Raw genomic sequence first — 24,543 nt, 5'->3', positions numbered from 1 at the left:
GCACCCGCGAGCGCAGGCGCCTTGCGTTGCGGGCTCTACGGTTGGGCGGCGGGGATGCAGGATGTGTTTTCAAAAACGCCTCCGTTCACAACCAGCTGACGCTCGTCTGCCGAGAGAATCTTCACCGGCGGCGGTGCGCCCAATCGGGCACCGGCATCACGGTAGTCTTCCCACACGACGCGGTCCTCGATGACGGTGGTGGACACCGCACCTTTTGCGGTGGCAAAGCGGATTTCGCGGGCATGGGGCAGGTAGCTGATAGCCATGGCCGGTTGCTTGCACAGATAGGTGATGAAGCGGTCCGGGACGGCCGGCTGGTACACATTGAGCAAGTAGTACGCCGCACCTCCGGAAAGAATCATGAACAGGCCCAGCGCAATCAGCACACGGTGCTCACCGCCTTGCGCTACGGGCGCCGGTCGCACCGGCTTGGCCGTGGACGCGGGTGGCGTAGCGAGAGCGGCGTTGACGGGGGCAGCTTTGGCAACAGGGTGCTGCGCGGTTTCAGCTGCCACGGCCAAGGCCAGCACTGGCTGTGGCACAGCCGCATCTGCCCGCGGCGCATCCGGCGCGCTCTTCCACAGAATGCTCAGCAGAGACGGTGGCTTGGGCACGCCCTGCATGCGCTGTGCATTGGTCGCAATCACCCGGCTGATCTGCACCACAAAGCCGGCAGCGATCACCGGCACCACCAGGTTGGACAGGGTGGAGGCGCTGCTGAATGCGCCACCAAAGACAGGGTCGTCCATGATGAGCGAGCCGGCCACGCCACCCAGAATGGCACCGCCCACCCACAGCAGATAGGGAAACACATCCATCAGCCGCGCCACATACAGACTGCCGAACATCAGGATGGGAATGCTCAACAGCAGGCCTGCCACCAGCATCTGCCAGTTGTTCTGGGTGATGGCCGAAAGTGCCAGCACGTTGTCCAGGCTCATCACGATGTCGGCCAGCACAATGGTCCTGGCCGCTGAAAAAATATCTTGCGCACTGGAGTGCTGCGGCCCGGCGCCATCGCCGGACTGCTGCAGGTTGTCCACGATCAGCTCGATCGAAATTTTCAGCAGCAGCAGGCCGCCTATCAGCTTGATCAGGGGCAGGTTCATGGCCAGCGTGGCGCAACTGGTCAGCACCAGCCGGGCCACAAATGCGCCCATCACCCCCAGCCACAGAGCCTTGGTGCGATGCTCCTTGGAGAGCGAGCGACATACCAGCGCAATGACGATGGCGTTGTCACCGCTGAGCAGAATGTCCACCAGCAGCACGCCCAGTGCCACATTGAAGGACAGCAGTGAAGGATCCGTTTCCACCTTACTTGCGGCCGGCTGTGGCGGGGCCGTTTTTCAGGTTCCGCAAAAACTCGGTATCGGGTGAGAGAAACAGGCTGGGCCCGCTGTCGGCCAAGGCTTGCCGGTAGGTTTGCAGCGAGCGGTACAGGCGGTAGAACTGCGGGTCGCGGCCAAAGGCGTCCGACAGCACCTGGTTGGCCTGGGCGTCGCCCTGGCCGCGTGCAATCTTGGCGGTGCGTTGTGCCTCCGACAGAATGGCCGAGCGCTCCTTGTCCGCCTTGGACTGGATCTGCTGCGCCCACTCAGCGCCCTGGGCACGCAGCTCCTTGGCTTCGCGCTGGCGCTCCGACTTCATGCGCTCGTAGATGGCCTGGCTGGTTTCCAGCGGTAGGTCGGCCTTGCGAAAGCGCACCTCCGATACTTCCACACCCAGTTGCTTGGCTTTCTGCTGCACTTCGGTCTCGATGCGTGACACCACCTTGGTCCGCTCTTCCGACAGCAGCGCAGGCAAGTTGATCTGCCCCAGCTCCTTGCGCAGGGACGAACTCACCAGTTGGCCTAGCTGCGCATTGGCCTGGTCCAGCGTGCGCAGTGACTGATAGAACTGCAGCGGATCCACGATACGGTAGTGTGCGTAGGTCTGCACTTCGATGCGCTTCTGGTCCCCCAGAATCACCTGCTCCAGCGGCGGCTCCAGCAGCAGCTGGCGGCTGTCATACAGGTTGACGGTGTCGACAAACGGAACTTTGAATTGCAGTCCCGGCACACTGACCACGCCCACCGGCGCACCCAGGCGGATGATCAGGGCCTGCTCGGTTTCCGACACCACATAGGTGGTCATGGATACCAGCCAGAGAGCGGCAACGCCGGCGATGGAAGCCCACAGGACGGGTCGCTTCATTTGCTGCTCTCCTTGGGCGCGTCCTTGGCCTTTTCGCCGATGTTCATGTACGGCATGACGGCAGAGGCGCCTTTACCGGTGGTGTCCACTATCACGCGGGTGGACTTCTTGAGCAGCTCGTCCATGCTTTCCATATACAGACGCCAGGCCGTCACGTCCTTGGACTTCACATAGCTGTTGTAGACCGACATGAAGCTCTTGGCATCGCCCTCAGCCAGCTTGACGGCCTGCTCCTTGTAGGCCTCGGCCTCCTGGGTGATCTTGGATGCCTCGCCGCGGGCGCGTGGCAGGATGTCGTTGGCATAGGAGTCCGCCTCGTTGCGGGCACGTTCCTGGTCGGCACGGGCACGCTGCACGTCGTTGAAGGCATCGATCACCGCAGCCGGTGGGTCCACCCGTTGCAGCTGCACCTGCGATACCAGAATGCCGGCATGTTCACGGTCCAGCAGCGTCTGCATCAGGTCGCGGGTCTGGTCGGCAATCTGCTGGCGCTTGTCCGACATGGCGGCCTGAATCGGAGTGCGGCCGATGATTTCGCGCAAGGCACTTTCGGCGGCAATGCGCACCGACACCTCGGGGTTCTTGATACGGAACAGAAAGTCCTTGGCGTCCTTGATGCGCCAGAACACGGCGCACTCGGCTTCCAGAATGTTTTCGTCACCGGTCAGCATCTGGCGGTCGTGCGAGTCTTCGTTGGAGACATTGGTGGCAGCGCCCGTGCGCGCCGTTCCCAACTGCAGCTGATTGACCTGGGTGACCTTGGGCAGTAGCACCGACTCCACCGGGTAGGGCCAGTGGTAATGCAGACCGGGGTCCACCGTTTCCTGGAACTTGCCAAAGCGCAGCACTACGCCCTGCTCATCGGGCTGTACCTTGTAGATGCCGGAGTTGACCCAGAGCAGCCCGATCACCACTGCCACCACCATGCCGCCGCGGCCCTTGAGTCCCAGCAGCTGTGCGTAGTAGGCGAACCAGTCGCGCAGAGATTGCAGCGTGCTCATGCCAGCCAGCCCATGCCCAGCGCGACCAGCAAAAAGATGCCCAGCAGCGCGCGGTACGCCACAAACACCCAGGTGGAAAAACGCTCCAGAAAATGCATCAGCCCCCAGATGGCGGCAAAGGCCGAGACGCTACCCACCACTAAGCCCACTGCCAGGTGTTGCCACGCTTCCAGAGGAATATGCGCATGCCACAGCACCAGCAGTTCCTTGAGCCCGGCCAGCGCAATGGCAGGCAAGCCCAGTAGGAACGAAAACTGCGCCGCGTCTTCGCGGCGGAAGTTCAGGAACAGGGCACCGGTCAGGGTGGAGCCGGAACGCGACACGCCGGGGATGAGCGCGCCCACCTGGGCCAGACCGACCCAGAGCGCATCGCGCAGACGCATTTCATGCATGCGGCGCTCATGCTTGCATTTCCATTCGGAGATGGCCAGCAGTGCTGCCATGACGATGCAGGCCACCGCAATCACCGGCAGGCCGCGCAGCGCGGAGCCGCAGGCGTTCAGCAGATGCGACAGCAGCAGTCCGGCGATGCCGATGGGAATGGTGGCCAACACAATGCCCACCGACATGCGAAAGTGGGGCGACTGGTAATTGCGCACCTGGATCGCCTGCACCGTACCTTGCAACAGCGCGCGCACATCCTTGGCAAAGTAGGACAACACGGCGGCCAGTGCTGCGAGCTGCATGATGGCCGAGAACGCGGAGCCCGGATCGGTCCAGCCCAGCAGTGCGGGCACGATGCGCATATGCGCCGTCGATGAAATCGGCAGCAGCTCCGTGATTCCCTGCACGACACCGAGAAAACCGATCTGCAAATAATTCAATGAGGCGAAACCGATATCGATTCCATTGGTGCAAGCGGCAGACACTGGTGGATCCTTTGGTGAGTGCCAAATGGTAGCCAGAATCCCCTTGCAGTCTCAGGCCCAAAGCGACTTCACCAAACTTTACACAGGCTCATATTCCGCCGCGGGCATAGTTCTCAAAGTCGGCCAGCGGCACGGCCTTGCTGTAATAGTGGCCCTGGTAGGCATGGCAACCGGCTTCGGCGAGAAAGTCGCGTTGTGCTTCCATTTCCACGCCTTCCGCAATCAGGCTCAGGCCCAGGCTTTGGGCCAATGCAATGATGGTGCGTGTGATCGAGGCATTCTGGTGATCGCTCAGGATGTCCTTGACAAAGGAGCGGTCCACCTTCAGCTGGTCCAGCGGCATTCGCTTGAGGTAGGCCAGCGACGAGTAGCCGGTGCCGAAGTCGTCCAGCGAGAAGGAAACGCCCTTGGCCTTGAGGGTAAACATTTTTTCCATAATGGTGGCTACGTCATCCACCAGCAGGCTCTCCGTAAGTTCCAGCTTGAGCCGTATGGGGTCTGTATCCAGTTTGTCCAAAGCGGCCATTACCTGCTCGACAAAATTTATCTGGCGGAACTGGTACGCGCTCACATTGACCGCCAGTGTGATGTGGGAGAGTACCGGGTCCGCAGACCAGCGCGCGAGCTGTTGGCATGCGGACTCCAACACCCAATTGCCCAGCGGCAAAATCAGGCCAGTCTCTTCGGCCAGGGGAATGAAATCTGCCGGCAACAGCAATCCGCGTTGCGGATGCCGCCAGCGCACCAGTACCTCAGCACCAGTGACCCGACCACTGCCTACGACCTGGGCCTGGTAGTACAGCTCAAACTGCTGCGCCTGCAGTGCCTGACGCATTTGAATTTCGAGCTCACCCCGTTCCAGCACGGCCGACTGCATGGCCGGGTCAAAAAACTGCAGGCGATTGCGTCCAGTCTCCTTGCACTTGTACATGGCCAAGTCGGCCTGCTTGAGCAGGTCTTCTGGCAAGTCGGTGGCCAGGCTGAACAGGGTGGCGCCTATGCTGGCAGTGACGCGACAGTCTGACGTACCCATGTTGTAGGGTTGGTTGAGCGAGGCCAGAATTTTGTCGCCAATCTCCTGCGCCTGGGTTGCAGCCTCCTGGCGGCAATCGTGCAGTCTTTCAAGGACCACCACAAACTCATCCCCCCCCAGCCTTGCCACGGTGTCGCCTTCACGCACGCAAGCTTTCAAGCGCATGCCAACCTGCTGCAGCAGCAGGTCGCCGGCATCGTGCCCCTGGATGTCATTGATGGCCTTGAACTGGTCCAGATCCAGAAACAGTACCGCGCCACACACCTTGTTGCGCAGCGCGCTTATGACGGCCTGGCTCAACCGGTCCAGTAAAAGGGTGCGGTTCGGTAGCGACGTCAGGGGATCGAAAAAGGCCAGTTCATAAATGCGCTCTTCAGAGCGCTTGCGCGCGCTGATGTCGCGGATGTTGCACTGGATGACAGTGACGCCTTCGCATTCATAGACGTTGCTGACGAATTCCACGGCAATTCTTTTCCCGGCCTTGGTAACCAATGGCAGATCGTCGTAGCGCACATACCCGAGTGTCTGCAGTTCTGCAAATTTGTCGCGGTTCTCGATGGCATCGGAAAATGCTCCCAGCTCCCACAGGTGCTTGCCCATCAGTTCCGTATGCGAATAGCCGAGCAGCTCGGTCAGAAACGGGTTGGCGTCCTCGATTTGTGATGTCGACGCATTGAGCAGCAGGATGCCGTCGCGCGCAGTCTCGAACAACCTGCGATAACGGCCCTCTGACATCCGCAATGCCTTGAGCGCAGCCGGATCGCGGTTGTATTGCCTTTGGGCGCTCATAGGTAGGAGCCGCCGGTATCTCGGCTGTGGGGTGGCAGATGCATGCCAGGCAATTGCGTGTGGTTCATATGGCAGTTGGAGTGAGCAGGCTCCATTCGAATGCGAATGGCAAACAAACTCTCATGCCGGTTGTAAAGCCAGCCAACTGCAGGGTCTGTACGCCACCGAACGAGGTGCAGATGCATTCAATTTCGCCCAGGGTCTGCCACCGTACAGACCAGGGTCGGCATCTGCTGGATGCTCGTGCCATCTTCAATACATTGGCCCTTCGCCGATATTCACAACCAACCATTCATGCCTGTACCCAACCACTCGCCAGCGCCGCATGCCGACAAGCAAAAGGCCCAATCGAATCTTTTGCTGGGAGCATTGCCGCACGCCCTGTTGGAGCGCTGGTTGCCGCAGCTAGAGCTGATGGAGTTGCCTCTGGGAAAGGTGTTGTATGAGGCCGGTGGGGTTGAAAAATACGTCTACTTTCCTACGTGCGGAATCGTTTCGCTTCTCTACGTCATGAAGAACGGCGATGCAGCTGAAATTGCGGTGGTTGGTTTTGAAGGGATTGTGGGTATTTCCCTGTTCATGGGAGGCAACTCGACTCCCAGCCATGCCGTGGTTCAGAGCGCGGGATGGTGCTTTCGCCTGAAGGCCAAGACGCTCAAAGACGACTTCGAGCAGTTCGGCCCGGTGGCCCATCTGTTGCTGCGCTACACGCAGGCGCTCATTACCCAGATGGCCCAAACCGCGGTTTGCAACCGCCATCACTCGCTCGACCAGCAGCTCTGCCGTTGGTTGCTGCTCAGCCTAGATCGGTTGCCGGGAATCGAAATTGCCATGACCCAGGAACTCATTGCCAACATGCTGGGCGTGCGCAGGCAAGGCGTGACCGAATGCGCCGTCAAGTTGCAGGATGCGGGCCTGATTCGCTATTCACGCGGGCGCATCACCGTATCGGACCGCAAGGGGCTGGAAGAGCGCGTGTGCGAATGCTACGAGGTCGTCAAACACGAATACGATCGTCTGCTGACCTTTGCATAGAAGTACCTGCTTGCTGCTTTCCAAGGTTGACCGCGTGCAAGGCGGTATCTATCAGCGCCATCAAGTCATCAATGCGGTAGGGCTTGGTCAGATACCCGAACGCGCCTGCGTCCAGGCACTTTTGCTGCTGGCCCCGTGCCGCGCTGGACGTCAAGATCAGGACCGGGATGTGTTTTGTCAGCGCGTTTTCGCGCAGCAACAGCAGGGTCTCATAACCCGTGACGACCGGCATCACCATGTCCAACAAGATGATGTCCGGCTGCAAGGTTTGCGCCAACACATAACCTAGCAATCCGTCCACTGCGGTATGCAACGTCAGGTTGGCTCGGCGTGCAATGAGTCGGCTGATCAGGTCTGCATTTGCCGCATTGTTTTCAATCTGCAGGACGATGCCTTGCCCGTTGCCGTATGCATCTCGTGCCCAATCGATGGGGGCGTTCACCCTATGCATGTAATGACTCCCTTCTGCATCGAGGCCCAGCCCGCGTCCATGCGGGGCAATTCGGCGTTTCGATCAGGCTACTTTATTTTTTTGTTCGGATCCTGTCTGTCCGTATGCGGACATTTGCGCAATACGCACAATTTCCTTGGCAATGCCCTTTTTCACCTTGGCATCGTAGGTCCTGGCCGGGGCGCGTTCCGTCTGCCACCACACAGATACTGTGCGCCGGTTCGGCGAGTGGTCCAGGCGGTGCGGTATGGTTCAATGGCCGTATAGAACGATCCAAGTGCGACCGAACATGCCATCGCCATCCGACATCCCAAGCTCCTCTTCGCCGACTCCCCACCCTTTGCGGGCCTGGGGTGCTGCAGTGCGCCCCCCCAGTCTGCTGCTGGCTATCGCGCCCGTGCTGGTAGGGGTGTCGTTGGGATACCGGCAAACCGGTCAGGTTGACCTGGTGCTGGCACTGTTGGCGCTTCTGGCCGCCGTTCTGATGCAGGTGATCACCAATCTGCAGAACGATGTGGGCTACACCCAGCGCGGGGCCGAGCACGTGGGGCAGCGTATCGGCCTGCCCCGCGCCACAGCACTTGGGTGGCTGAGCCCCAGACAGGTTCGGTTGGCCATTGTGGTTTTGTCTGCACTGGCTACCGGCTTGGGTTTCTACATGGTTGCACTGCGTGGCTGGCCGGTGCTGGCATTGGGCAGTGCATCCTTGCTGGCCGCCTTGGCGTATATGGGTGGCCCGCGTCCGATTGCCTATACACCTTGGGGCGAAGCCACGGTGTTCGTGTTCTTTGGTCCGGTAGCCGTGCTGGGTACTGGGTGGCTGTTGACCGGCGGCTTGAGTGGCATCGGCGTGTTCGCATCCATGGCCGTGGGCAGCATGGCTGCTGCCGCACTGGCGGTCAACAACCACCGTGACATGGCGCACGACAGACTGGCAGGGCGCAGGACGTTTGCCGTGGTGTACGGGGCACGTGCTTCACAGCGTTGGTTTGCCCTGCTGCTGTTCCTTCCGTTTGCGCTGGCTCTGGTGATGGCGCTGTTCGCTCAACAGGTCTGGCCCTTGCTGGTATGGACGCTGGCGTGGCGGGCCTGGAACATCTACCGGGACTTTGGCGCGGTCACGCAAGGTGTTGCCTACAACGCCATCCTGTTTCGCACCTTCCGGCTGGGTTGGTGGTTTGCCGTCGCACTGTCGCTCTCAGCGTGGCTCCTCGCATAGCACGTAGCAGTCCTTGCCGCGTGTCTTGGCCTCATACATGGCCTCATCGGCCAGTGCCACCAGGGTGTCCACCTGATCGCCGTGTTGCGGATAGAACGAAACGCCAATGCTGGCCTTGACCACCACCGTGTGGCCGTCTTCGATCAGTATGGGGCGTCTGACTGCGGCCAACAGCCGCTCCAGCACAGTGGCATAGTCCGGGTCGGTGCCGTATTCGCAGAGCAGCAGAACGAACTCGTCCCCGCCCACGCGGGTGACCAGATCGCTGGCCCGCACGCACTCGGTCATGCGCTGGGCGCAAACCCTGAGAACCTGATCGCCGGCCGTATGGCCGTATTGGTCGTTGACCGCCTTGAAGCCGTCCAGGTCCAGATAGCAGATGGCAATCTGGCCACCGGTGCGCCGGGCCGTGGCTATGGCGGTCTGCAGGCCTTCCTGCAGCATGCGGCGGTTGGGCAACTGGGTCAACTCGTCGTGCTGGGCCACGGCCTCCAGGGTCTGCTCGTTATTCTTGGCCTGGGTAATGTCCACCAGAATCCAGAGCGACTCACGCAGGTTGTCTCCCAGCAGGCTGCCACTGATGTCCAACCAGAGCACCGAGCCGTCCTTGCGTCGCAACTGGGCCTGGAAGCGGAACGTGTTTCTGCTGTCCAGTGCCACGTAGGCGCGCTCTCCGATGTCTGCATACGATTCCGAGTCGGGGTACAGCATGCGCACCGACTGGCCATCGAGCTCTGCGTCCGAGTAACCCAGATTTCTGGTGACCCACTTGTTGTGCCACAGGATCTTGCGGTCTGCCAGCTTGATGATGCCGACCATGTCGTTGTTGAGCATGATCTCCTGTTCCTGGGTGATGGCCTGTAGTGCAGCTTCATACGCGTTGCGACTGCGTATGACCCTTCTTCCCAGCACATAGGCCATCGCCAGTGAACTGCTGACCAGCAGAAGCGCTACCCCGGCGAATCGCAACAGGGAGGACTGGATGGGGCCGTCCAGTTCGTGCTGCGGTATGCCGATGGCCACGGTCCAGCCGGTTGTCGCCGAGCGCTCGTAGGCCGTGCTCACTACCTCCCCGTCGGCTGTGCGCGAGAGAAACATCCCCTTGTAGCCTTGTTGCACCTGTTCTATCAGCGTGGGCGAGGCAGACATTCCAATGAGCTTTTCGGGCGCTCGGGACCGTCCGGCAATGCGCATGTCTCGATCCAGGACCGCGCCGGTCCATGTGGGCACCATCTTTTGTTCCGTGAAGATGGCACTGATCACTGCCGGGCGCAGGGCCACACCGATGACATAGCGGACCTGGTCCTGCTCCATTACAGGGGCCATCAGCAGAATCAGCGGCTCCGGTATAACCTTGCCTTGGGGAAAGACACCCGCAATGGCGGGCTCTCGGGTCTGCACAGCCGTTTCCACGGTTTGCGGTGAAATCGTTTGCTGCCCGGGGATGTGTAACGCAGGCTCGCTGAAGACAATCGCTTTGGTGACCGGGTCGATCAGGGCCAGACTGGCCCACTCCGGCTTGTCGGCCAGAATACGTTTGGCGTGCAGCGCAAAGCGCTGGTTGTCGGCCACGTTGAAGCGCAGTTCCGTACCCGCTACTTGCATGGAGCTGAATTGCCCCTTGAGCTCACGATCCACCGCAACCCGGATGGCACGTGCCAAACCCACCAGCTCCGCTTGCGCATCTGATTGTTTTTGCTGGACCACCGTCCAGCTTGCAAAGGCGGCAAAAGCCACCAAGGGAGCAATGGCTGCAAAAACAACCAAGGCCAGCGACCAACCCGTGGCACCAAATGCCTTGCGGGGGACGGATGCGACCCGTCTTGCCATTTCTCTCATATGTGTAGTCCAACTGCTAACAGGCATGTCCGCGGCGCAAGACATAGGGCTCTTACAGTTTCAGATTATGGGGAAGCCATAACGACGGGTATTGATGCGTGTCAATATTCGCTTGTGAGCCGTAGCGATACCATGTGCCGGAGACAATATCGGCCCAGAGGACCTTACCCGGAAAAAAGCGCCATGCCCGATACAAAAGCGTCCAGTGACATTGCCGTAGACAGGGCAACCCGTTTCGCGGCAGGAACAACCGTTCTGACCTATGCCACCCTGGCGGCCTTGTGGATACTGGTGTCCGACTATGTGGTGGCCTGGATGTTTCAGGATCCGGGGCTCATTGCCCGGGCCAGCACGCTCAAGGGGTGGTTGTTCGTGGGTGTGACGACGGTGCTGCTGTACCGTTTGATCCGGCGTTTGCAACAGCAGATTGGGGCGACCTTGCAACAGGAGCTGCGGGTCCGCGACGAGCAGGCTCAGCTGCGTCAGCTGCTCAACAGCATCGTGGAAGGCGCCTCCGACGCCATCTTTGCCAAGGATCTGGAAGGCCGTTACCTGCTGTGCAACACGGAATCCGCACGCGTGACCGGACTCACCGTGGCGCAGATGCTGGGTCAGAAGGAGGCGGCAGTCTTCCCGGAACAGTCTGAAAGCATTCGGCAGAACGACGTGCGTGTTCTGCAGGAAGGCGTCACACTGACTTTCGAGGAGACGGTTTCCACCATCGACGGTGAGCGCACCTATCTGTCAACCAAGGGACCGTTGCGTTCTGCGGATGGGCGGATCTACGGGCTGTTTGGACTGGCGCACGACATCACCGAGCGCAAGCGCATGGAAAACACGCTGTTTGAAAGCGAGGCACGGCTGCAGACCTTGATCCGCTCCATTCCCGATCTGGTCTGGCTCAAGGATTTGCAAGGTGTCTATCTGGCCTGCAACCCGCAGTTCGAGAAGTTTTTCGGGGCCAAGGAAAAGGACATTCTGGGCAAGTCGGACTACGACTTCGTGGACAAGGAACTTGCCGATTTCTTCCGCGCCAATGACCAGAAAGCCATGGACAAGGAAGGGCCCAGTGTCAACGAGGAGTGGGTCACATTTGCGTCGGATGGGCGCCGGGCACTGCTGGAAACCACCAAGGTGGCACTACGTGCGCAGGATGGCAAGATCATCGGCGTGCTGGGAATTGGTCACGACATCACCGAGCGGTACCAACTGCACGAGTCGGTTGAAAGAAGCCGTATCCGTTTGCAGACGATACTCAAGACGTCCAGTGACGGCATTCACATTCTCGATGCCGAAGGGACCTTGGTAGAAGCCAATGACGCGTTTCTGGACATGTTGGGGCTGAGCAAGAGCGACATCGGTGCTATGCGCGTCACGGACTGGGACGCACAGCTGAGCTGGGACGAAATCAAGAAATTCAATGACGGACTGGTCAAGACGCAAGGCAAGACACTGTTCGAAACACGCCATCGCCGCCGCGACGGAAGCATCATCGACGTGGAAATCAGCGCGTCGGGCATAGAGATCGATGGCAAGGGGTATCTCTACGCGGCATCGCGCGACATCTCATTGCGCAAGCAAATGCAGTCGGCACTGGTGGAGAGCGAGAAGCGCTACCGTACGATTCTGGAGTGGGCGCCGGATCCCATCGTGGTGCAGCGTAACGGCAGGTTGCTGTACCTCAATCCGGCTGCGGTGAAACTCTTTGGTGCTGCGTCGGAGGAAGAACTGCGGCAGACCCCGGTTATTGCACTGGTGCATCCGGATAGCCGTGAAAGGTCGCTGCAGCGTTCACGCAGGCTCGATGAGGGGGCGCAGGTGAATCCGCTCATCGAGCAGCGCTACCTCAAGCTGGATGGAACGTCCATAGATGTCGAGGTGCAGAGCAGGTGGATTCAGTTTGATGGGGCGCCGGCGGTACTGGTTGCCATCCGTGACGTCACCGAGCGCAAGGCGGCATCCCAAAAAATAGAACACCTGGCTTTCTACGATCCCTTGACCAACCTTCCCAATCGGCGCCTCATGTTGGACCGGCTCGACCAGGCCCTGATCGGTTGTGCACGCCAGGAATGCCAGGGGGCTCTGATGATGATTGATCTGGACAACTTCAAGTTGCTCAACGACACACTGGGCCATGCAACCGGTGATCGGCTGCTGACAGAGGTGGCCTGCCGCTTGCGCAACAGCATTCGGGAGGGGGACACGGTGGCACGTATGGGTGGCGATGAGTTCATCGTCATCCTGAAGGATCTGGGCGACAACGAACTGGCGGCTGTGCAGGCGGAACAGGTGGCCAACAAGATACTGTCCAGCCTGGGGCAGGCGTACTTGCTTCACACCGGAGAAGGGCCGAACGCTGCCAGTGACCGTGCTTACTACTGTACTTCCAGTATCGGCATTGCCATGTTCAAGGACCATTCGGTCTCCGTGAATGACCTCTTGCGGCGCGCAGACACGGCGATGTACCAGGCCAAGGCCGGGGGTAAGAATATGCTGCGATTCTTTGACATCGAAATGCAGACGTTGGTTACCCAACGGGCAGCTGTCGAGGTGGAACTGCGCACGGCCATCAAGGAAGGGCAGTTGGTGTTGCACTACCAGCCGCAGGTGGATTCTGCTGGGCAGGTGACAGGTTCCGAGGCGCTGGTACGCTGGCAGCACCCCTCGCGCGGCTTGCTGGGGCCGGGCAGCTTCATTGCACTGGCAGAGGAGTCGGGCCTGATCGTTCCTTTGGGGCAGTGGGTGCTGGATGCAGCATGCCTGCAGCTCGCCAAGTGGTCCACCAATCCGCTGCTGAGCGCGCTCACACTGGCCGTCAACGTCAGTGCACGTCAATTTGCGCAGAGCGCCTTTGTGGAAGTCGTGCTGGAAATCGTGAACCGGCACGCCATTGCACCGGGACGACTCAAGCTTGAGCTGACTGAGAGCCTGTTGCTGGAAAACACCGAGTCCGTTATCCAGAAAATGAGCCAACTCAGGGCGCGGGGCATCATGTTTTCCCTTGACGATTTCGGCACAGGCTATTCGTCTCTGTCCTATCTCAAGCGGCTGCCCCTGGACCAGCTCAAGATTGATCAGACCTTCATCCGCGACGTGCTGACCGACCCCAATGACGCAGCCATAGCGCGCACGGTGGTGACGCTGGGACGCAGCCTGGGTCTGAACGTCATTGCCGAAGGGGTGGAGACCCTGGAGCAACGCGAATGGTTGATTCGCAATGGTTGCTTTGTCTTCCAGGGGTACTTCTACAGCCGCCCGGTCACAGCCCCTGCATTTGAGGCGTATGTCATGCGGGGTGGTCAATCCGATGCATCTGCTTGAAATTCCCCTGCCACCCGGTCTCATTGCCGTCACTGGCGACGAGCGCACTGGCAAGACCAGCCTGTTGCGTCGCCTGAGCGGTGACCTTGCGGCCCCGCCGGGCGTGTCCGCGGTCATTGATGCGCTGTGGCTGGACCTGTCCTTGCCCGGGCATGACGAGCAGACCGCGCTGCAAGTGTGGGACGCGCTGCGTGCACGCTGCGCGCGCTGGAACGCGGCCCTGCATGCTGAGCTGGTGGATGCCTTGACTTTGACAGACCACCAGGAAAAGAAGTTGTTCATGCTCTCCACCGGCAGCCGTCGCAAGGTTGCCATTGCAGCGCTGCTGGCCAGCGGTGCAACCGTGACCTGCCTGGACCAGCCCTACGCCGCCCTGGATCAGGCGTCCATCCGGGTGATACGCGCCTTTCTGGGCGATATGGCGGCGCACACTATGCGCAGTTGGGTGGTGGCAGACTATGCGGCGGACCCAGACCTGCCTTGGCGGCGGGTTGTCGCTCTGGACTGAATCTTTAGCGCCCTATTTGTAGCGCCGTTGGCCGGGCCAGTACACGTCGATCTCCTTGCGCTTGCCCTGGTTCTCCGGCTTGCAGCAAAACATGCCCGGACCGTACGGACAGCCCCAGTATTTCGTGTTTTCGGGGTGGAGCGGATTGGGTTGCCTGTGCTCGCGCACCGTGGAGACTTCCCCGCAGCCAGCACATACTTTTTTCTTGTCACCCAATCCGATGAAGTTCAGCAAGCCCATGTCCATCTCCAGTGAAACGTTGTTGATAGTCGATCCTGGGCCTTGTGGATGAAGTGCTGGTTCCGTGTGAAAGGGGTTGCCAGTGCTTCAGACAATGCTGGTCGCAATATGGTCGAGATCATTGGCAGGCAGCTTTGCCGCACAGACCTCGTTGTGAATGGGGGCCGTCATTGGAATAACCTGCGTCACGTACTGCACCGAAGCAAATTGCCGGGTGGCACTGTCGATTTCCGCGGGAGTTCCCTTCACCTTCAACAGATACTTGTATACGCACAGCGCCGAATCGCAACGCACCAGGGCATTGTGCGTAGCCTTGACGGGGCTCAGTAAGGCAGCAGCGATAAAGAGCGCACACAAGATGAGTGCGCTTTCCATCATGGTAATCAGGACCGATACGACCGGTCCGGCCGAGGCGTAGAAGCCATGCGGTTGCAGGAAGTCGGCAGCGGGTGAAATCAGAATTCCCAGAATGCAACCCAGAAAGGCGCCATTGCAGCCCCAGGCAATCATTCTGTTGCGGATGCTCGCGACTTGTCTTGGCGGGCCTTCGGCTTGGAAGACACGTCCCAGGCGAAGAATATTGTCGGTTGACACGCCTGTTTTCAACAGATCGAGGATGGCTTGCTCAGCGTGGGCTTGGGTGGTGCAGATGAAGGTGCAGCTTGATTCGTCAGGGTTGGGTGGCATGGCTATTCCTCTTGTTCTTGGACTGGACGCCAAGGCTGTGGGCTGATCCAGGGCGATGCGCGCTACGACAGCGCGTGTAAAACATGCAACGCACGACATGGCAAACGGCGCCGGAGTTCGCTCCAGCGCCGCATGACGTGCTGGCGTTTATGCTTTCTTGCGCCGCGCTGCCCCCAGCAAGCCCACAGCTCCCAGTCCCATGAGCGTCACAGTGCCTGGCTCTGGTACGTCATTGGTGGGTGCTGCTCGGTCATCCCACGAGGCCGCCCAGCCCGAGTCGGTGGTGATGATGCCGGAGAAGTTGACGTCCAGCATGAAGTTCTGCCCCTGGGAAAGTTGCTTTCCCTCAGGTGCTGTAAACAGCACCTGCTGATACAGACCACTGATGGTATCCAGGAGGCTGTAGGTCGCTGCCCAGGACGCCCAACTGGTGGAGTCGCCAGCAATTTCCTGCACCATGAATCCATTGCTCAGACCGGACGCGACCGGGGTCTGAATGATGCCTTTGAATCCCGAACCCTGCTGGCTCTTGTTGATCGTCAATTGAAACGAATTGGCCCAGCTGCCCAGTCCATTGCTGAAATTGAGGATGTTGAACGCCTGTGCAGTTTCCTGCTGATCGGCCATCGTGAAGCTGCTGTTGATGTTGGAAGGGCCGTCGCTGGTGACCCACGTGTTACCGAGGTTGTCCACGCCGCTCACAACACCGGTTGTGGCGGTGTTGCTCCCGGAGAAGCTCACTTCCACTGCCTGGGCTGGCAACGCCAGCACCGCCAGACTGACGGCCGACAAGGCCAGGGAATATTTCCCCAATACATTTTTCATATGAAACTTTCCAAGTTGGATACAAGCAAAATTGCAGCGGACGGTTCACCCTTCAACAGAAACATGAAAGTCCATTGCACGCATGCAAGCAGACGTTGAATTGAAAATCTCCACCTGCTCGCCATGACATGGTCGCCAAGCAAGCGGCGCCTGTATGTACGTTGCACCCCGTAGCGCCGGTATCTCTGCCAATGGGGCAATGCGTTGGTTTGGGTTGGCTATCGCACAGACCGGTGTGCCTGCCTTTGGCACGCTGTACCCCTGTCATCGCCTTTTGCGGTGAATGGGGAATCAATATGCCTGCTGTTCCAAGCGCTCAACAAAGTATTCGTCGTTGCGTCGGCATCGCCATGGTGGCGCTGCTCTGGGCCCATGTGGCCACCGTGGCCGCGCAGGACCGTGGCGAAAGGGCACGCCGCTTCGAGGCGGATCAACGTGCTTGCCAGGACGGCAAGTCCGGTCAGGCTTTCGAGCCCTGCATGAAAGAAGCCAGGGCGGTACAGGCCCAGCGTCTGGACTCCACGCCTTCTGCCGACGCGGAACAACTCCGGCGCAACGGCCTGATGCGTTGTGATGCACTCAAAGGTGAGGATCGGGTGGCCTGCGACGCCAGAATGCGCGGCGAAGGCACGGTCAGCGGCAGCGTTGCCGGTGGTGGGATCTTGCGGGAACTGATCACCACCGATGCACCGGACGGCGCGCCTCCAAAGCCAGCGCCTGCTGAGTCTGTTCATGGGCAATGAGCGCATGGCCCATCAGAGCCACAACCCGGGGTCAGGTGCCTAGCGTTTTGAACATGACATAGGCATCCACATAGCCCAGTGCTCTGTGTTGAAACGCGCCGGGGAGTGTTCCCACGATGGAAAAGCCGTGCTTCTTCCACAGGTTCACGGCTACTGCATTGGTAGACACAACCAGGTTGAATTGCATGGCCTTGAAACCGCGCTTCACCGCTTCGACTTGGGAGTGCTCGCACATTGCCGATGCGACACCTTGCCCCCGGGCGCTGGGTGCCACAACGTATCCACAGTTGCTGACATGTGAGCCAAGTCCGGGCTGGTTGGATTGAAGCTTGTAGGTACCGAGCAATGAACCATCCTCTGCCACAGCGACATACGTGGCGGCAGGTGTTTCAATCCAGACTTTGTGGACGTCCGCTTCTGTGCTTTCGGGGGCGTACGCATAGGTATCACCGGCCGCGAAAGTGGTGTGGAGCACAGGCCAGAGAAGGGGCCAATCCTTGGGTTCGTAGGGGCGTATGGTTATTGGCATGGTCCGTAGGTTAGCCGATCAGTGCCACGGCCTTGATCTGCACCCACACCGGCATGCCAGGCGCCAGTTCCAGCTGCGCGGCGGCGCGCTGGGTCAGCCGGGCGAGCAGGGGCGATGTGCCTACATGCAGGCGCAGCAACGCAAGTGCCGGGTGGTAGTCGGTAGCCATCTGGTCAATGGTGGCGGGCAGGCAGTTCTGGATGCTGATGCCGCCCACCTGTTCGCGGGCGATGGATACGTCACGCGCCAGTATGCGCACCCGCACCGCATGGCCTACCGGATGTCCACCGTCGCGCACCCACAGGCTGCCGCCCGGAAACTCCACGCGCGCCAGGTGCCATGCCAGATCACGCTCGACCACCACGGCTTGCAGCACCACACCAGCGTCTTCGCCCAGATGCACCGGCAGGTCCAGCCGGGCCAGCGTGTCGGTAAGCGGCCCACTGGCCACCACACGCCCCTGATCCATCAGCACCATGTGGTCGGCCAGCCGGGCCACTTCGTCCGGTGCGTGGCTGACGTAGATCACCGGAATGTCGAGCTCGTCATGCAGGCGCTCCAGATACGGCAGGAACTCGTTCTTGCGCGACTGGTCCAGCGCCGCCAACGGCTCGTCCATCAGCAGCAGGCGCGGACTGGTCAGCAGCGCACGTGCAATGGCCACGCGCTGGCGCTCACCACCCGACAGACCCTGCGGCATACGGTCCAGCAAATGGGCAATGCCCAGCAGCGCTACCACGTCGTCCCACGCTACCTTGCGCTGCGCTGGCGTGACCCGCTTCAGACCGTACTGCAAATTGCGCCGCACATCCAGATGCGGGAACAGCCCCGCCTCCTGGAACACGTAGCCCAAGGGGCGCTGGTGCGTGGGCAGGAAGGACTGCGGGCTTTGCCACTCCTCGCCGTTCACGGTCAGTTGCCCTTGCGGTGCACGGGTTAGGCCGGCCATGCAGCGCAGTACCGACGTCTTGCCGCACCCCGAGGGGCCGAACAAGGCCGTAACGCCCTTGCCCGGCAGGTCCAGGTTCACATCCAGCGTGAAGCTGGGGTAGGACAGATGGAACTGTGCGTGGATGCTCATGAAGTCCGGTTCCAGCCGCGGCTGTACAGCACCAGCAGCACCACGAACGAAAAGACCAGCATGCCGCCAGCCAGCCAGTGCGCGTTGGCGTATTCCAGCGCTTCCACATGGTTGTAGATGGCCATGGACAGCACCTGTGTCTTGCCCGGGATATTGCCGCCAATCATCAGCACCACACCAAACTCACCCACCGTGTGGGCAAAGCCCAGCACCGCCGCGGTGATGAAGCCAGGGCGCGCCAGCGGCAGGGCCACGGTGAAGAAGGCATCCCAGGGCGAGGCGCGCAAGGTGGCAGCGGCCTGCAATGGTTGCTCGCCCATGGCCACAAAAGCCTGTTGCAGCGGCTGCACGACAAAGGGCATGGAATAGATTACCGAGCCCACCACCAGGCCGGCAAAGGTAAAGGGCAGCAGCCCCAGGCCCAATGATTGGGTCAGTTGCCCCACGGGCCCCTGCGGCCCCATCAGCACCAGCAGATAGAAGCCCAGCACCGCAGGCGGCAGCACCAGCGGCAGCGTCACGATGGCGCCCACCACATGGCGCAGGCGTGAGCGGCTGCGCGCCAGCCACCAGGCCACGGGCGTGCCAAACAGCAGCAATAGCAAGGTGGTGAGCCCGGCGAGTTTGGCGCTCAGGGCAATGGCGGCGATGTCAGCGGACATGGGCGGTGGTGCCTACTCTTCCTTGCCAAAACACTTGGCGTGGTCAGCGCACTCCCCGCAAGATGGTGCCGGGCATACGTAAATACCTTCGCGGCTGCAGTAGTGGCGGTAGAGGAACTTCTTCCATTTCATGTCCCCCGTGTTCAGCGCGGCCAGTGCCGGAAAGGCGGTGGTCATCAACAGGGACAGCTCGCCCCGGTTGGCCAGGCCCAGGTCTTGCCACAGATGGTCCCGGCCGGAGCAGCCGTAGGCCACGATCTGCGCCAGCCAGACTTCTGATTCAATGCGATGGGCGCGGTACTCCAGCAGCAGGTTCTGCAGATCCTCCTGCTCCACGATGGCTTCGCCGGGGCCGTCTTCCAGCCACAGCGTGTCGCCGTCAAAGTAGTCCTGCCAAAGTGTTTGAAATGTCGCCAGCGGCAGTCCCAGCGTGGCACTCAGCACGCCCAGGTTCAGCGAACGCCCGACCACCATGCTGACCAGCACAGAACGCAAAGGGTCTGCCTGAGCAGCTGCACCAACCGGCCGTGCCAGCAATTCGGCTTGCAGCAGTTCCCTGTGGTTGTGTGATGCATTCATGGCAGGCGACGGAAGTGGACTTGCACGTCCTTGGGGCTGGCGGTGTAGGGCGCTGACGTTACCAGAAAGTCCGCGCCGGCGGCCACATAGGCCGCGGCATTGTCGGCTCGCACGCCACCTGCTGCGGCCAGCAGTGCGCAGCCGCCTCCGTGCGGTCCTATGGCAGCGCGGCAAGCAGCGACTTGCTCTGGCGTGAACTTCTCCAGTTGCAGCACATCGGCATCCACCCATTGCAGTGCCTCCTCAACGGAAGCCACCTCGACCACGATCTTCTTCTCGGGCTGCTGGCGGCGCAGGCGTGCCAGTGTGGCGGCCGGTGGTTCGTCCAGAAACAGGCGGTGCTCTGCAAACACCAGCAGGGTTTCCGACAGGCCCAGCCGGTGCATGGTGGCGCCACCTGCCTGCACCGCCTTCACGGACATGGCTTTGGTGCCCGGCACGTTCTTGCGGGTACAGGCAACGGCCACGCCTTGCGCAGCCGCCACAATGGCCGCTGCTGCGCTGCCGATGCCGCTGGCCCACTCGATCAGCGTCTGTGCGGATTTCCAGGCGCTGTGCAGTGCTGTGGCCGAACCGCGGGCCTCCAACATCAGTCCGTCGGCCTGCAGCAGGCTGCCGCTGGTCGCAACCACTATGCTTTGGGCTCCGGCCAGGGTGAACAGGCGCGCGGCTTCTTCGGTGGCAACCACCGTCATGGGCTGGCGTGCATGGAAGGCAATGTGCGCCGCCTGCGAACCTATGCCCAACGCTTGCGTCGTCAGGTCGCCGCAGGGCACGTCGTCGGCCAGCAGGGCCAGCAGTTGGGTGTCGTTGAGTGCCAGCATGGATGCGCACCTAGTGCCGTGAGAACAGGTCACGTACCTTGCACAAGGTGGTGGTGATGTCAAAGCGGGTATCTGGCAGCGCCTCCCCCGCGAGGATTTTTTCCAGAGCTTGCGTGGGCAGGGTCTCGCCGGTCAGTAGCACCTGCGTGCCCCACTTCTGCATGTGGCGGATGTAGCCGTCACCGGCACTGGCCACCACCACAATCTCCACACCGTGCAAGGGGTGCGGGCCGTCGTCATGGAAGTTGTGTGGCAACTGCTCTGTGGTGAGCACCACGCGCTGCGGCTGCGGCACCGGCGTGCCGGGCTGGCAGTCAAACACCAGCCAGTCGTGTGCCTTGCCCGCATGGCCTGCGACCTGGCCCCAGTTGTCCTTGGTTGCCACTGCAATTTTCATGGTTCAGGTTCCGGTTGCCTTCAATTCCTGCTCAGCAAGCCATTTCCATGCCCGCTGCTGTCGCATCAGGAAAACTCGTAGCCAAACGACTTGATCACCGCACGGGCCTTGTCGCCCTTGAGGTACTTCATCAGCGCTTCCACTGCGGCATTGCCCTTGCCTTTTTCCAGAATGATGGCGTCCTGTTTGATGGGGGTATACAGGTTGGCGGGCACCAGCCAGGAAGAGCCCTCGATCTTGCCATCCTTGAGCACTTGCGAGAGCGCCACAAAGCCCAGCTCCGCGTTGCCGCTGGCAATGTACTGGTAGGCCTGTGTGATGTTCTCTGCAGTCACTACCCTGGTTTGTAGGGTTTCGTACACGCCCAGTGCCTTCATGGTCTCCACGCCGGCGGCGCCATAGGGAGCAAGCTTGGGGTCGGCCAGGGACAGATGCTCAAAGCCACCCTTCTTCAACACGGCTCCCGCACCGTCTACCAGTCCAGCCTTGGCCGACCACAGCACCAGCTTGCCCACTGCGTAGGTGAACTGGCTGGAACCCGTGGCCGCACCTTCCTTGGCCAGCTTGGTCGGTGTTTCGTCATCCGCGGCCAGCAGGATTTCAAACGGTGCGCCGTTCTTGATCTGGGCGTAGAACTTGCCGGTGGAACCGAACGATGCCACGACCTTGTGGCCGGTTTCCTTTTCGAATTCCGCTGCAATCAGTTTCATGGGCGCGGTGAAGTTGGCAGCTACCGCAACCGATATCTCTTCGGCATGTGCGGGCAAAACGGTGAAGAGCAGGGCCGCCAACAGGCCCGATACGCGATGTGAAATGTTCATGACAACTCCTAGGTAAAAAATCAGTCGACGGCGGCCAGAAAAACGGCAGACGCCTTGAATACGGCGGTGGCAGTCTGGCCTGCCACCAAGTCCAGCCGCTTGACGCTGTCATCGGTGATGACGGCGGTGATCACGTGCTGCCCGCCTGGAAGCGAGAGCGTGACCTCGGAATTCACCGGCCCTTGCTGGATGCGGGTGACCGTGCCGGTAAAACGGTTGCGTGCAGAGATGCGCTTGTCATCCCCCACCAGCATCAAAATGGAAGAGGCTTTGACAAAGGCCAGCACGTCGCGGCCCACACGCAAGTCCATCTCTTCCGCCGACTCGCGCGTGACGATGGCAGTGAGTTGCAGGGTGGGAGAGAGCGCCAACGTGACTTCTGTGTCCACCACGCCCTCCTTGACCTCTACCACCGGGCCTGCAAACTGGTTGCGTGCACTGGTCTTCATGGACATTCTCCTGAGAATCTGGCGGAAGTCGTCTACATCGCACACGCCGCTTTGCTGCAGATTGCTGGTGAGCTTTTCCAGCGCCAGTTGCGATTCCTTTTCCAGCGCGCGGTAGAAGGCAATCAGGCGCCGGGCAAATGCGGTGAGCTCGGTGCCGCCACCATGCTTGCCGCCGGCGCTACGGGTCACCAGGGGCTCGGGTGCCACGTTGTTCATGTCATCCACCGCATCCCAGGCCGCCTTGTACGAAAGGGGCACGGCTTTGGCCGCCTGCGAGATGGACCCCGTCTTGTCGATGGCTTCCAGCAGGCGTATGCGTTTGTCGCCCAGAAAGCTGCCCAGACCGGTGTCGATCTGCAGCTTGCCGGTCAGTGTTTGGGAAGGTGTCTTCAAAGGCATGTGGTGTTGTGCCAACGAAGTTGGCGTTGTGGTGGAAAAGGAAAAACGCTTGGGCGCACCATGGGCTGTCGTTCATCCGGGCTTTGGCCCTTCACAACAGGAAACTCACCATGACCATCAGCGCACGCAATGTATTCAAAGGCACAGTCACCGAAATCAAGGACGGCCCCATCAACGCCGAAATCGAAATCACCACAGCGGGCGGCGACAGGATCGTGGCCACGCTGACCGAAGCCAGCGTCCAGTCGCTGGGACTGGCCAAGGGCTCCCAGGCTGTGGCCGTGGTCAAGACGCCCTGGGTCACCTTGCTGTCGGGCACGCCCGAATACCGTTTCAGCGCCCGCAACCAGCTCAAGGGAACGGTCAGCGCCCTCACCAAGGGCGGCGTCAACTCCCACGTCAAAGTGGCCTTGGTCGGTGGCGCCACCGTCAGCGCCATGGTGACCAACGATGCCGTGGCCGAACTCGGTCTGGTCGAAGGCGCCGCAGTGATCGCACTCTTCAAGGCCAGCCATGTGCTGGTGGGTGTGCCGGTTTGATCCTGGGGTAGACGCGTTCATTTTCTGCACATGGACAAGGCGGGAAAGCGCTTGCGCGCCTCCAGCCAATTTCGGAGATCCTGAAGCTGCGGTGCAGGCACGGTGGCGCTGCCGTCGTCAGGCATTTCGTGGCATACCCGCGCGGGCGCGGTTTGCCCCAAGCCTTCTGCCGCGGCGTACCCGCGCGCCGCCTCGGTTGGCGGCGGTTCGCTTGGAGCAAGGGGCTGAGGGCTGCACATGGTTTCAGTCCACCAGCGTGGCCCGTATGTCGGCCAGCCAGCGCACGTGGCGTGGTCCGGTCTTGCTGTCCTGCAATGAGATCAGTGCAAAGCGCCCCTCTTCGTCGCCAAGCGGTTTACCTTCCTTGGTCACCAGGACGTAGACGCCTTCACCAATGGCCGTGTTGTAGAGCTCGTTCCAGGAGAACACGGCCTTGTAGTCATCGGTAGCCGTGGCGACTACGATGGTTTTCTTCAGATCGTTGTGGTCCCTGGCAACGATCTGCGCCTTGTCCAGCAGATCGGTCAGGCGGATGCCGCTATAGCCCGAGAGCACCCGCAAGGCATCGCCGGTTCGTCCGCGCAAGGGAGTGTCGGCAATCGTGACCTTGGCGAAGTCGCCCAGTGTTTCTGGTGTCAGCAGCACATCGCGTTGCACCCGGCCACCCACGCGCAACTGCAGGCTGACCCGACCAGCAGCTTCGCCGCCCGCCGCAGGGTGGGCTACCGCCATCGTCGAGCCCAGAGCCAGCAGGCCACACAATCGCCTGCGGTGATTGTCAGGGGGACCAGTCATCATGCTCTGCCTTTCATGTTGGTTACAGGACACGGTGGCGCACAAGAGGCGACAAATCCGACAAAACCCGTGATCGCTATAGCCTTGAGCAAATAGCGTGCCGCTGGAACGTTGGCGTAGAACCTGTATACGTTATTTACTTTACTATATAACGCATTCCAAAAGAAAATCCCGCTATTTCAGGTGTTTGGAAACCGTTGCATCGGTGCTCATCGCGGCATGTGGTCACTGAGCGATAGGATGGTTTGCGACCCGTGCTGACCCAGCCGATCCAGCGTAGTGCGGCACACCAGCCAGCGCTCGTCCAACAGTCGCCACGAAGTCAGCGTCTCCGCGTATACCGGTGTCTCGTAAAACACCTCGTTATCATCTGAGCGCAATTGGGTGAGCACAAAGCGGTACTCGCAAAAGCATGGGGCATTGGCAGCATCGCGGCCCTGGGTGCGTTCGGCCTGCATCTCGTATTCATGGAACACGTCAATCGAGACGGGTGCCACCACCAGATCCAGCAGATCCGGCGGCAGATCCGCGAGCCAACGCTGCGCCTGCGCATGGCGCACAGGACAGTCGGGACGGGCCGGCAAAGCGTCTGGTAACTCTATATATAGCGCGGTTGGCATGAAAACCTCCACAAATTGTTGCGATCAGGACAAACGCTACACAGCGGATTGGACAACTCCGACAAAGCTGGCTCGCGCCGAGTGCAGAGGCAAAT

General features: G+C 60.7%; 26 protein-coding genes. 6 read left to right on the top strand and 20 right to left on the bottom strand.

Annotated features, from left to right (window positions below):
* Nucleotides 1-35 precede the first annotated feature (35 nt).
* The 5 genes from AAGF34_RS03500 to AAGF34_RS03480 form a co-directional block, all read right to left on the bottom strand.
* Nucleotides 36-1,313, bottom strand: coding sequence for a YjbE family putative metal transport protein (locus AAGF34_RS03500; RefSeq protein ID WP_342619245.1), 1,278 nt, complete (start codon nucleotides 1,311-1,313; stop codon nucleotides 36-38).
* 1 nt (nucleotide 1,314) lies between these two features.
* Nucleotides 1,315-2,193, bottom strand: a complete 879-nt coding sequence (locus AAGF34_RS03495; RefSeq protein ID WP_342619244.1) for a protease modulator HflC — start codon at nucleotides 2,191-2,193, stop codon at nucleotides 1,315-1,317.
* Nucleotides 2,190-3,194 carry an FtsH protease activity modulator HflK gene (gene hflK, locus AAGF34_RS03490; protein ID WP_342619243.1) on the bottom strand — a complete coding sequence of 335 codons (1,005 nt, stop codon included), beginning with the start codon at nucleotides 3,192-3,194 and terminating at the stop codon, nucleotides 2,190-2,192. The genes AAGF34_RS03495 and hflK overlap by 4 nt, the downstream gene beginning before the upstream one ends.
* Nucleotides 3,191-4,063, bottom strand: a complete 873-nt coding sequence (locus tag AAGF34_RS03485) for an undecaprenyl-diphosphate phosphatase (protein WP_342619242.1) — start codon at nucleotides 4,061-4,063, stop codon at nucleotides 3,191-3,193. The genes hflK and AAGF34_RS03485 overlap by 4 nt, the downstream gene beginning before the upstream one ends.
* Before the next feature lie 88 nt (nucleotides 4,064-4,151).
* Nucleotides 4,152-5,885 (bottom strand): EAL domain-containing protein, encoded by a 1,734-nt coding sequence (locus AAGF34_RS03480; protein WP_342619241.1) that lies wholly within the window; start codon nucleotides 5,883-5,885, stop codon nucleotides 4,152-4,154.
* Nucleotides 5,886-6,179: 294 nt separating this feature from the next.
* Here AAGF34_RS03480 and AAGF34_RS03475 point away from each other — a divergent pair, with 294 nt between their 5' ends.
* Nucleotides 6,180-6,920: a Crp/Fnr family transcriptional regulator gene (locus AAGF34_RS03475; protein ID WP_342619240.1), complete on the top strand. Its 741-nt coding sequence runs from the start codon at nucleotides 6,180-6,182 to the stop codon at nucleotides 6,918-6,920.
* Here the strand turns inward: AAGF34_RS03475 and AAGF34_RS03470 are convergent.
* The gene (locus AAGF34_RS03470; protein ID WP_342619239.1) at nucleotides 6,883-7,371 is read right to left on the bottom strand and encodes a response regulator; all 489 of its coding nucleotides are present in this window, start codon (nucleotides 7,369-7,371) and stop codon (nucleotides 6,883-6,885) included. The genes AAGF34_RS03475 and AAGF34_RS03470 overlap by 38 nt on opposite strands.
* 289 nt (nucleotides 7,372-7,660) lie before the next feature.
* Here AAGF34_RS03470 and menA point away from each other — a divergent pair, with 289 nt between their 5' ends.
* Nucleotides 7,661-8,590 (top strand): 1,4-dihydroxy-2-naphthoate octaprenyltransferase, encoded by a 930-nt coding sequence (menA, locus tag AAGF34_RS03465; protein ID WP_342619238.1) that lies wholly within the window; start codon nucleotides 7,661-7,663, stop codon nucleotides 8,588-8,590.
* On the opposite strand, the gene AAGF34_RS03460 is transcribed toward menA, so the two are convergent.
* Nucleotides 8,570-10,420, bottom strand: coding sequence for a diguanylate cyclase (locus AAGF34_RS03460; protein ID WP_342619237.1), 1,851 nt, complete (start codon nucleotides 10,418-10,420; stop codon nucleotides 8,570-8,572). The two genes, menA and AAGF34_RS03460, sit on opposite strands and share 21 nt — an antisense overlap.
* Before the next feature lie 192 nt (nucleotides 10,421-10,612).
* On the opposite strand from AAGF34_RS03460, the gene AAGF34_RS03455 reads away from it, so the two are divergent.
* Both AAGF34_RS03455 and AAGF34_RS03450 read left to right on the top strand, forming a co-directional pair.
* Nucleotides 10,613-13,750 carry a PAS domain S-box protein gene (locus AAGF34_RS03455; protein ID WP_342619236.1) on the top strand — a complete coding sequence of 1,046 codons (3,138 nt, stop codon included), beginning with the start codon at nucleotides 10,613-10,615 and terminating at the stop codon, nucleotides 13,748-13,750.
* Nucleotides 13,737-14,258, top strand: coding sequence for an ATP-binding cassette domain-containing protein (locus tag AAGF34_RS03450; protein WP_342619235.1), 522 nt, complete (start codon nucleotides 13,737-13,739; stop codon nucleotides 14,256-14,258). Before AAGF34_RS03455 ends, AAGF34_RS03450 begins: the two co-directional genes overlap by 14 nt.
* Before the next feature lie 12 nt (nucleotides 14,259-14,270).
* Here AAGF34_RS03450 and AAGF34_RS03445 read toward each other — a convergent pair whose 3' ends face one another.
* The 3 genes from AAGF34_RS03445 to AAGF34_RS03435 form a co-directional block, all read right to left on the bottom strand.
* The gene (locus AAGF34_RS03445) at nucleotides 14,271-14,498 is read right to left on the bottom strand and encodes a hypothetical protein (protein WP_342619234.1); all 228 of its coding nucleotides are present in this window, start codon (nucleotides 14,496-14,498) and stop codon (nucleotides 14,271-14,273) included.
* Nucleotides 14,499-14,585: 87 nt separating this feature from the next.
* A complete protein-coding gene (locus AAGF34_RS03440; protein WP_342619233.1) occupies nucleotides 14,586-15,185 on the bottom strand; it encodes a hypothetical protein in 600 nt (199 codons plus the stop codon).
* 147 nt (nucleotides 15,186-15,332) lie between these two features.
* Nucleotides 15,333-16,010, bottom strand: a complete 678-nt coding sequence (locus AAGF34_RS03435) for a PEP-CTERM sorting domain-containing protein (RefSeq protein WP_342619232.1) — start codon at nucleotides 16,008-16,010, stop codon at nucleotides 15,333-15,335.
* Nucleotides 16,011-16,306: 296 nt separating this feature from the next.
* On the opposite strand from AAGF34_RS03435, the gene AAGF34_RS03430 reads away from it, so the two are divergent.
* Nucleotides 16,307-16,753: a hypothetical protein gene (locus tag AAGF34_RS03430; protein WP_342619231.1), complete on the top strand. Its 447-nt coding sequence runs from the start codon at nucleotides 16,307-16,309 to the stop codon at nucleotides 16,751-16,753.
* A 31-nt stretch (nucleotides 16,754-16,784) separates the two neighbouring features.
* Here AAGF34_RS03430 and AAGF34_RS03425 read toward each other — a convergent pair whose 3' ends face one another.
* The 8 genes from AAGF34_RS03425 to AAGF34_RS03390 all read right to left on the bottom strand — a co-directional run bounded on the left by AAGF34_RS03425 (nucleotide 16,785) and on the right by AAGF34_RS03390 (nucleotide 22,488).
* A complete protein-coding gene (locus AAGF34_RS03425; RefSeq protein ID WP_342619230.1) occupies nucleotides 16,785-17,282 on the bottom strand; it encodes an N-acetyltransferase in 498 nt (165 codons plus the stop codon).
* Nucleotides 17,283-17,292: 10 nt separating this feature from the next.
* Nucleotides 17,293-18,363 carry a molybdenum ABC transporter ATP-binding protein gene (gene modC, locus AAGF34_RS03420; protein WP_342619229.1) on the bottom strand — a complete coding sequence of 357 codons (1,071 nt, stop codon included), beginning with the start codon at nucleotides 18,361-18,363 and terminating at the stop codon, nucleotides 17,293-17,295.
* A complete protein-coding gene (gene modB / locus AAGF34_RS03415) occupies nucleotides 18,360-19,025 on the bottom strand; it encodes a molybdate ABC transporter permease subunit (RefSeq protein ID WP_342619228.1) in 666 nt (221 codons plus the stop codon). The genes modC and modB overlap by 4 nt, the downstream gene beginning before the upstream one ends.
* A gap of 12 nt (nucleotides 19,026-19,037) precedes the next feature.
* Complete coding sequence (locus tag AAGF34_RS03410) at nucleotides 19,038-19,604, bottom strand: nitrogen fixation protein NifQ (RefSeq protein WP_342619227.1); 567 nt, start codon at nucleotides 19,602-19,604, stop codon at nucleotides 19,038-19,040.
* Complete coding sequence (gene modD, locus AAGF34_RS03405; RefSeq protein WP_342619226.1) at nucleotides 19,601-20,428, bottom strand: ModD protein; 828 nt, start codon at nucleotides 20,426-20,428, stop codon at nucleotides 19,601-19,603. Before modD ends, AAGF34_RS03410 begins: the two co-directional genes overlap by 4 nt.
* A 10-nt stretch (nucleotides 20,429-20,438) precedes the next feature.
* Nucleotides 20,439-20,825 carry a hypothetical protein gene (locus AAGF34_RS03400; protein WP_342619225.1) on the bottom strand — a complete coding sequence of 129 codons (387 nt, stop codon included), beginning with the start codon at nucleotides 20,823-20,825 and terminating at the stop codon, nucleotides 20,439-20,441.
* Between the two features lie 65 nt (nucleotides 20,826-20,890).
* A complete protein-coding gene (gene modA, locus AAGF34_RS03395) occupies nucleotides 20,891-21,646 on the bottom strand; it encodes a molybdate ABC transporter substrate-binding protein (RefSeq protein ID WP_342619224.1) in 756 nt (251 codons plus the stop codon).
* A 20-nt stretch (nucleotides 21,647-21,666) separates the two neighbouring features.
* A complete protein-coding gene (locus AAGF34_RS03390; protein WP_342619223.1) occupies nucleotides 21,667-22,488 on the bottom strand; it encodes a TOBE domain-containing protein in 822 nt (273 codons plus the stop codon).
* 116 nt (nucleotides 22,489-22,604) lie between these two features.
* Here AAGF34_RS03390 and AAGF34_RS03385 point away from each other — a divergent pair, with 116 nt between their 5' ends.
* On the top strand, nucleotides 22,605-23,033 hold the full coding sequence (locus AAGF34_RS03385) for a TOBE domain-containing protein (protein WP_342619222.1): 429 nt from the start codon (nucleotides 22,605-22,607) through the stop codon (nucleotides 23,031-23,033).
* A 243-nt stretch (nucleotides 23,034-23,276) separates the two neighbouring features.
* Here the strand turns inward: AAGF34_RS03385 and AAGF34_RS03380 are convergent, their stop codons facing one another.
* Nucleotides 23,277-23,828: a sulfite oxidase-like oxidoreductase gene (locus AAGF34_RS03380; RefSeq protein WP_342619221.1), complete on the bottom strand. Its 552-nt coding sequence runs from the start codon at nucleotides 23,826-23,828 to the stop codon at nucleotides 23,277-23,279.
* A 209-nt stretch (nucleotides 23,829-24,037) separates the two neighbouring features.
* Nucleotides 24,038-24,448 carry a hypothetical protein gene (locus AAGF34_RS03375; RefSeq protein ID WP_342619220.1) on the bottom strand — a complete coding sequence of 137 codons (411 nt, stop codon included), beginning with the start codon at nucleotides 24,446-24,448 and terminating at the stop codon, nucleotides 24,038-24,040.
* Between the last annotated feature and the right edge of the window lie 95 nt (nucleotides 24,449-24,543).

The sequence above is a fragment of the Rhodoferax sp. GW822-FHT02A01 genome (genome assembly GCF_038784515.1).
GTDB lineage: Bacteria > Pseudomonadota > Gammaproteobacteria > Burkholderiales > Burkholderiaceae_C > Allorhodoferax.
The sequence above is the reverse complement of the archived record's forward strand: the minus strand, read 5'-3'. Positions and strand labels throughout refer to the sequence as shown.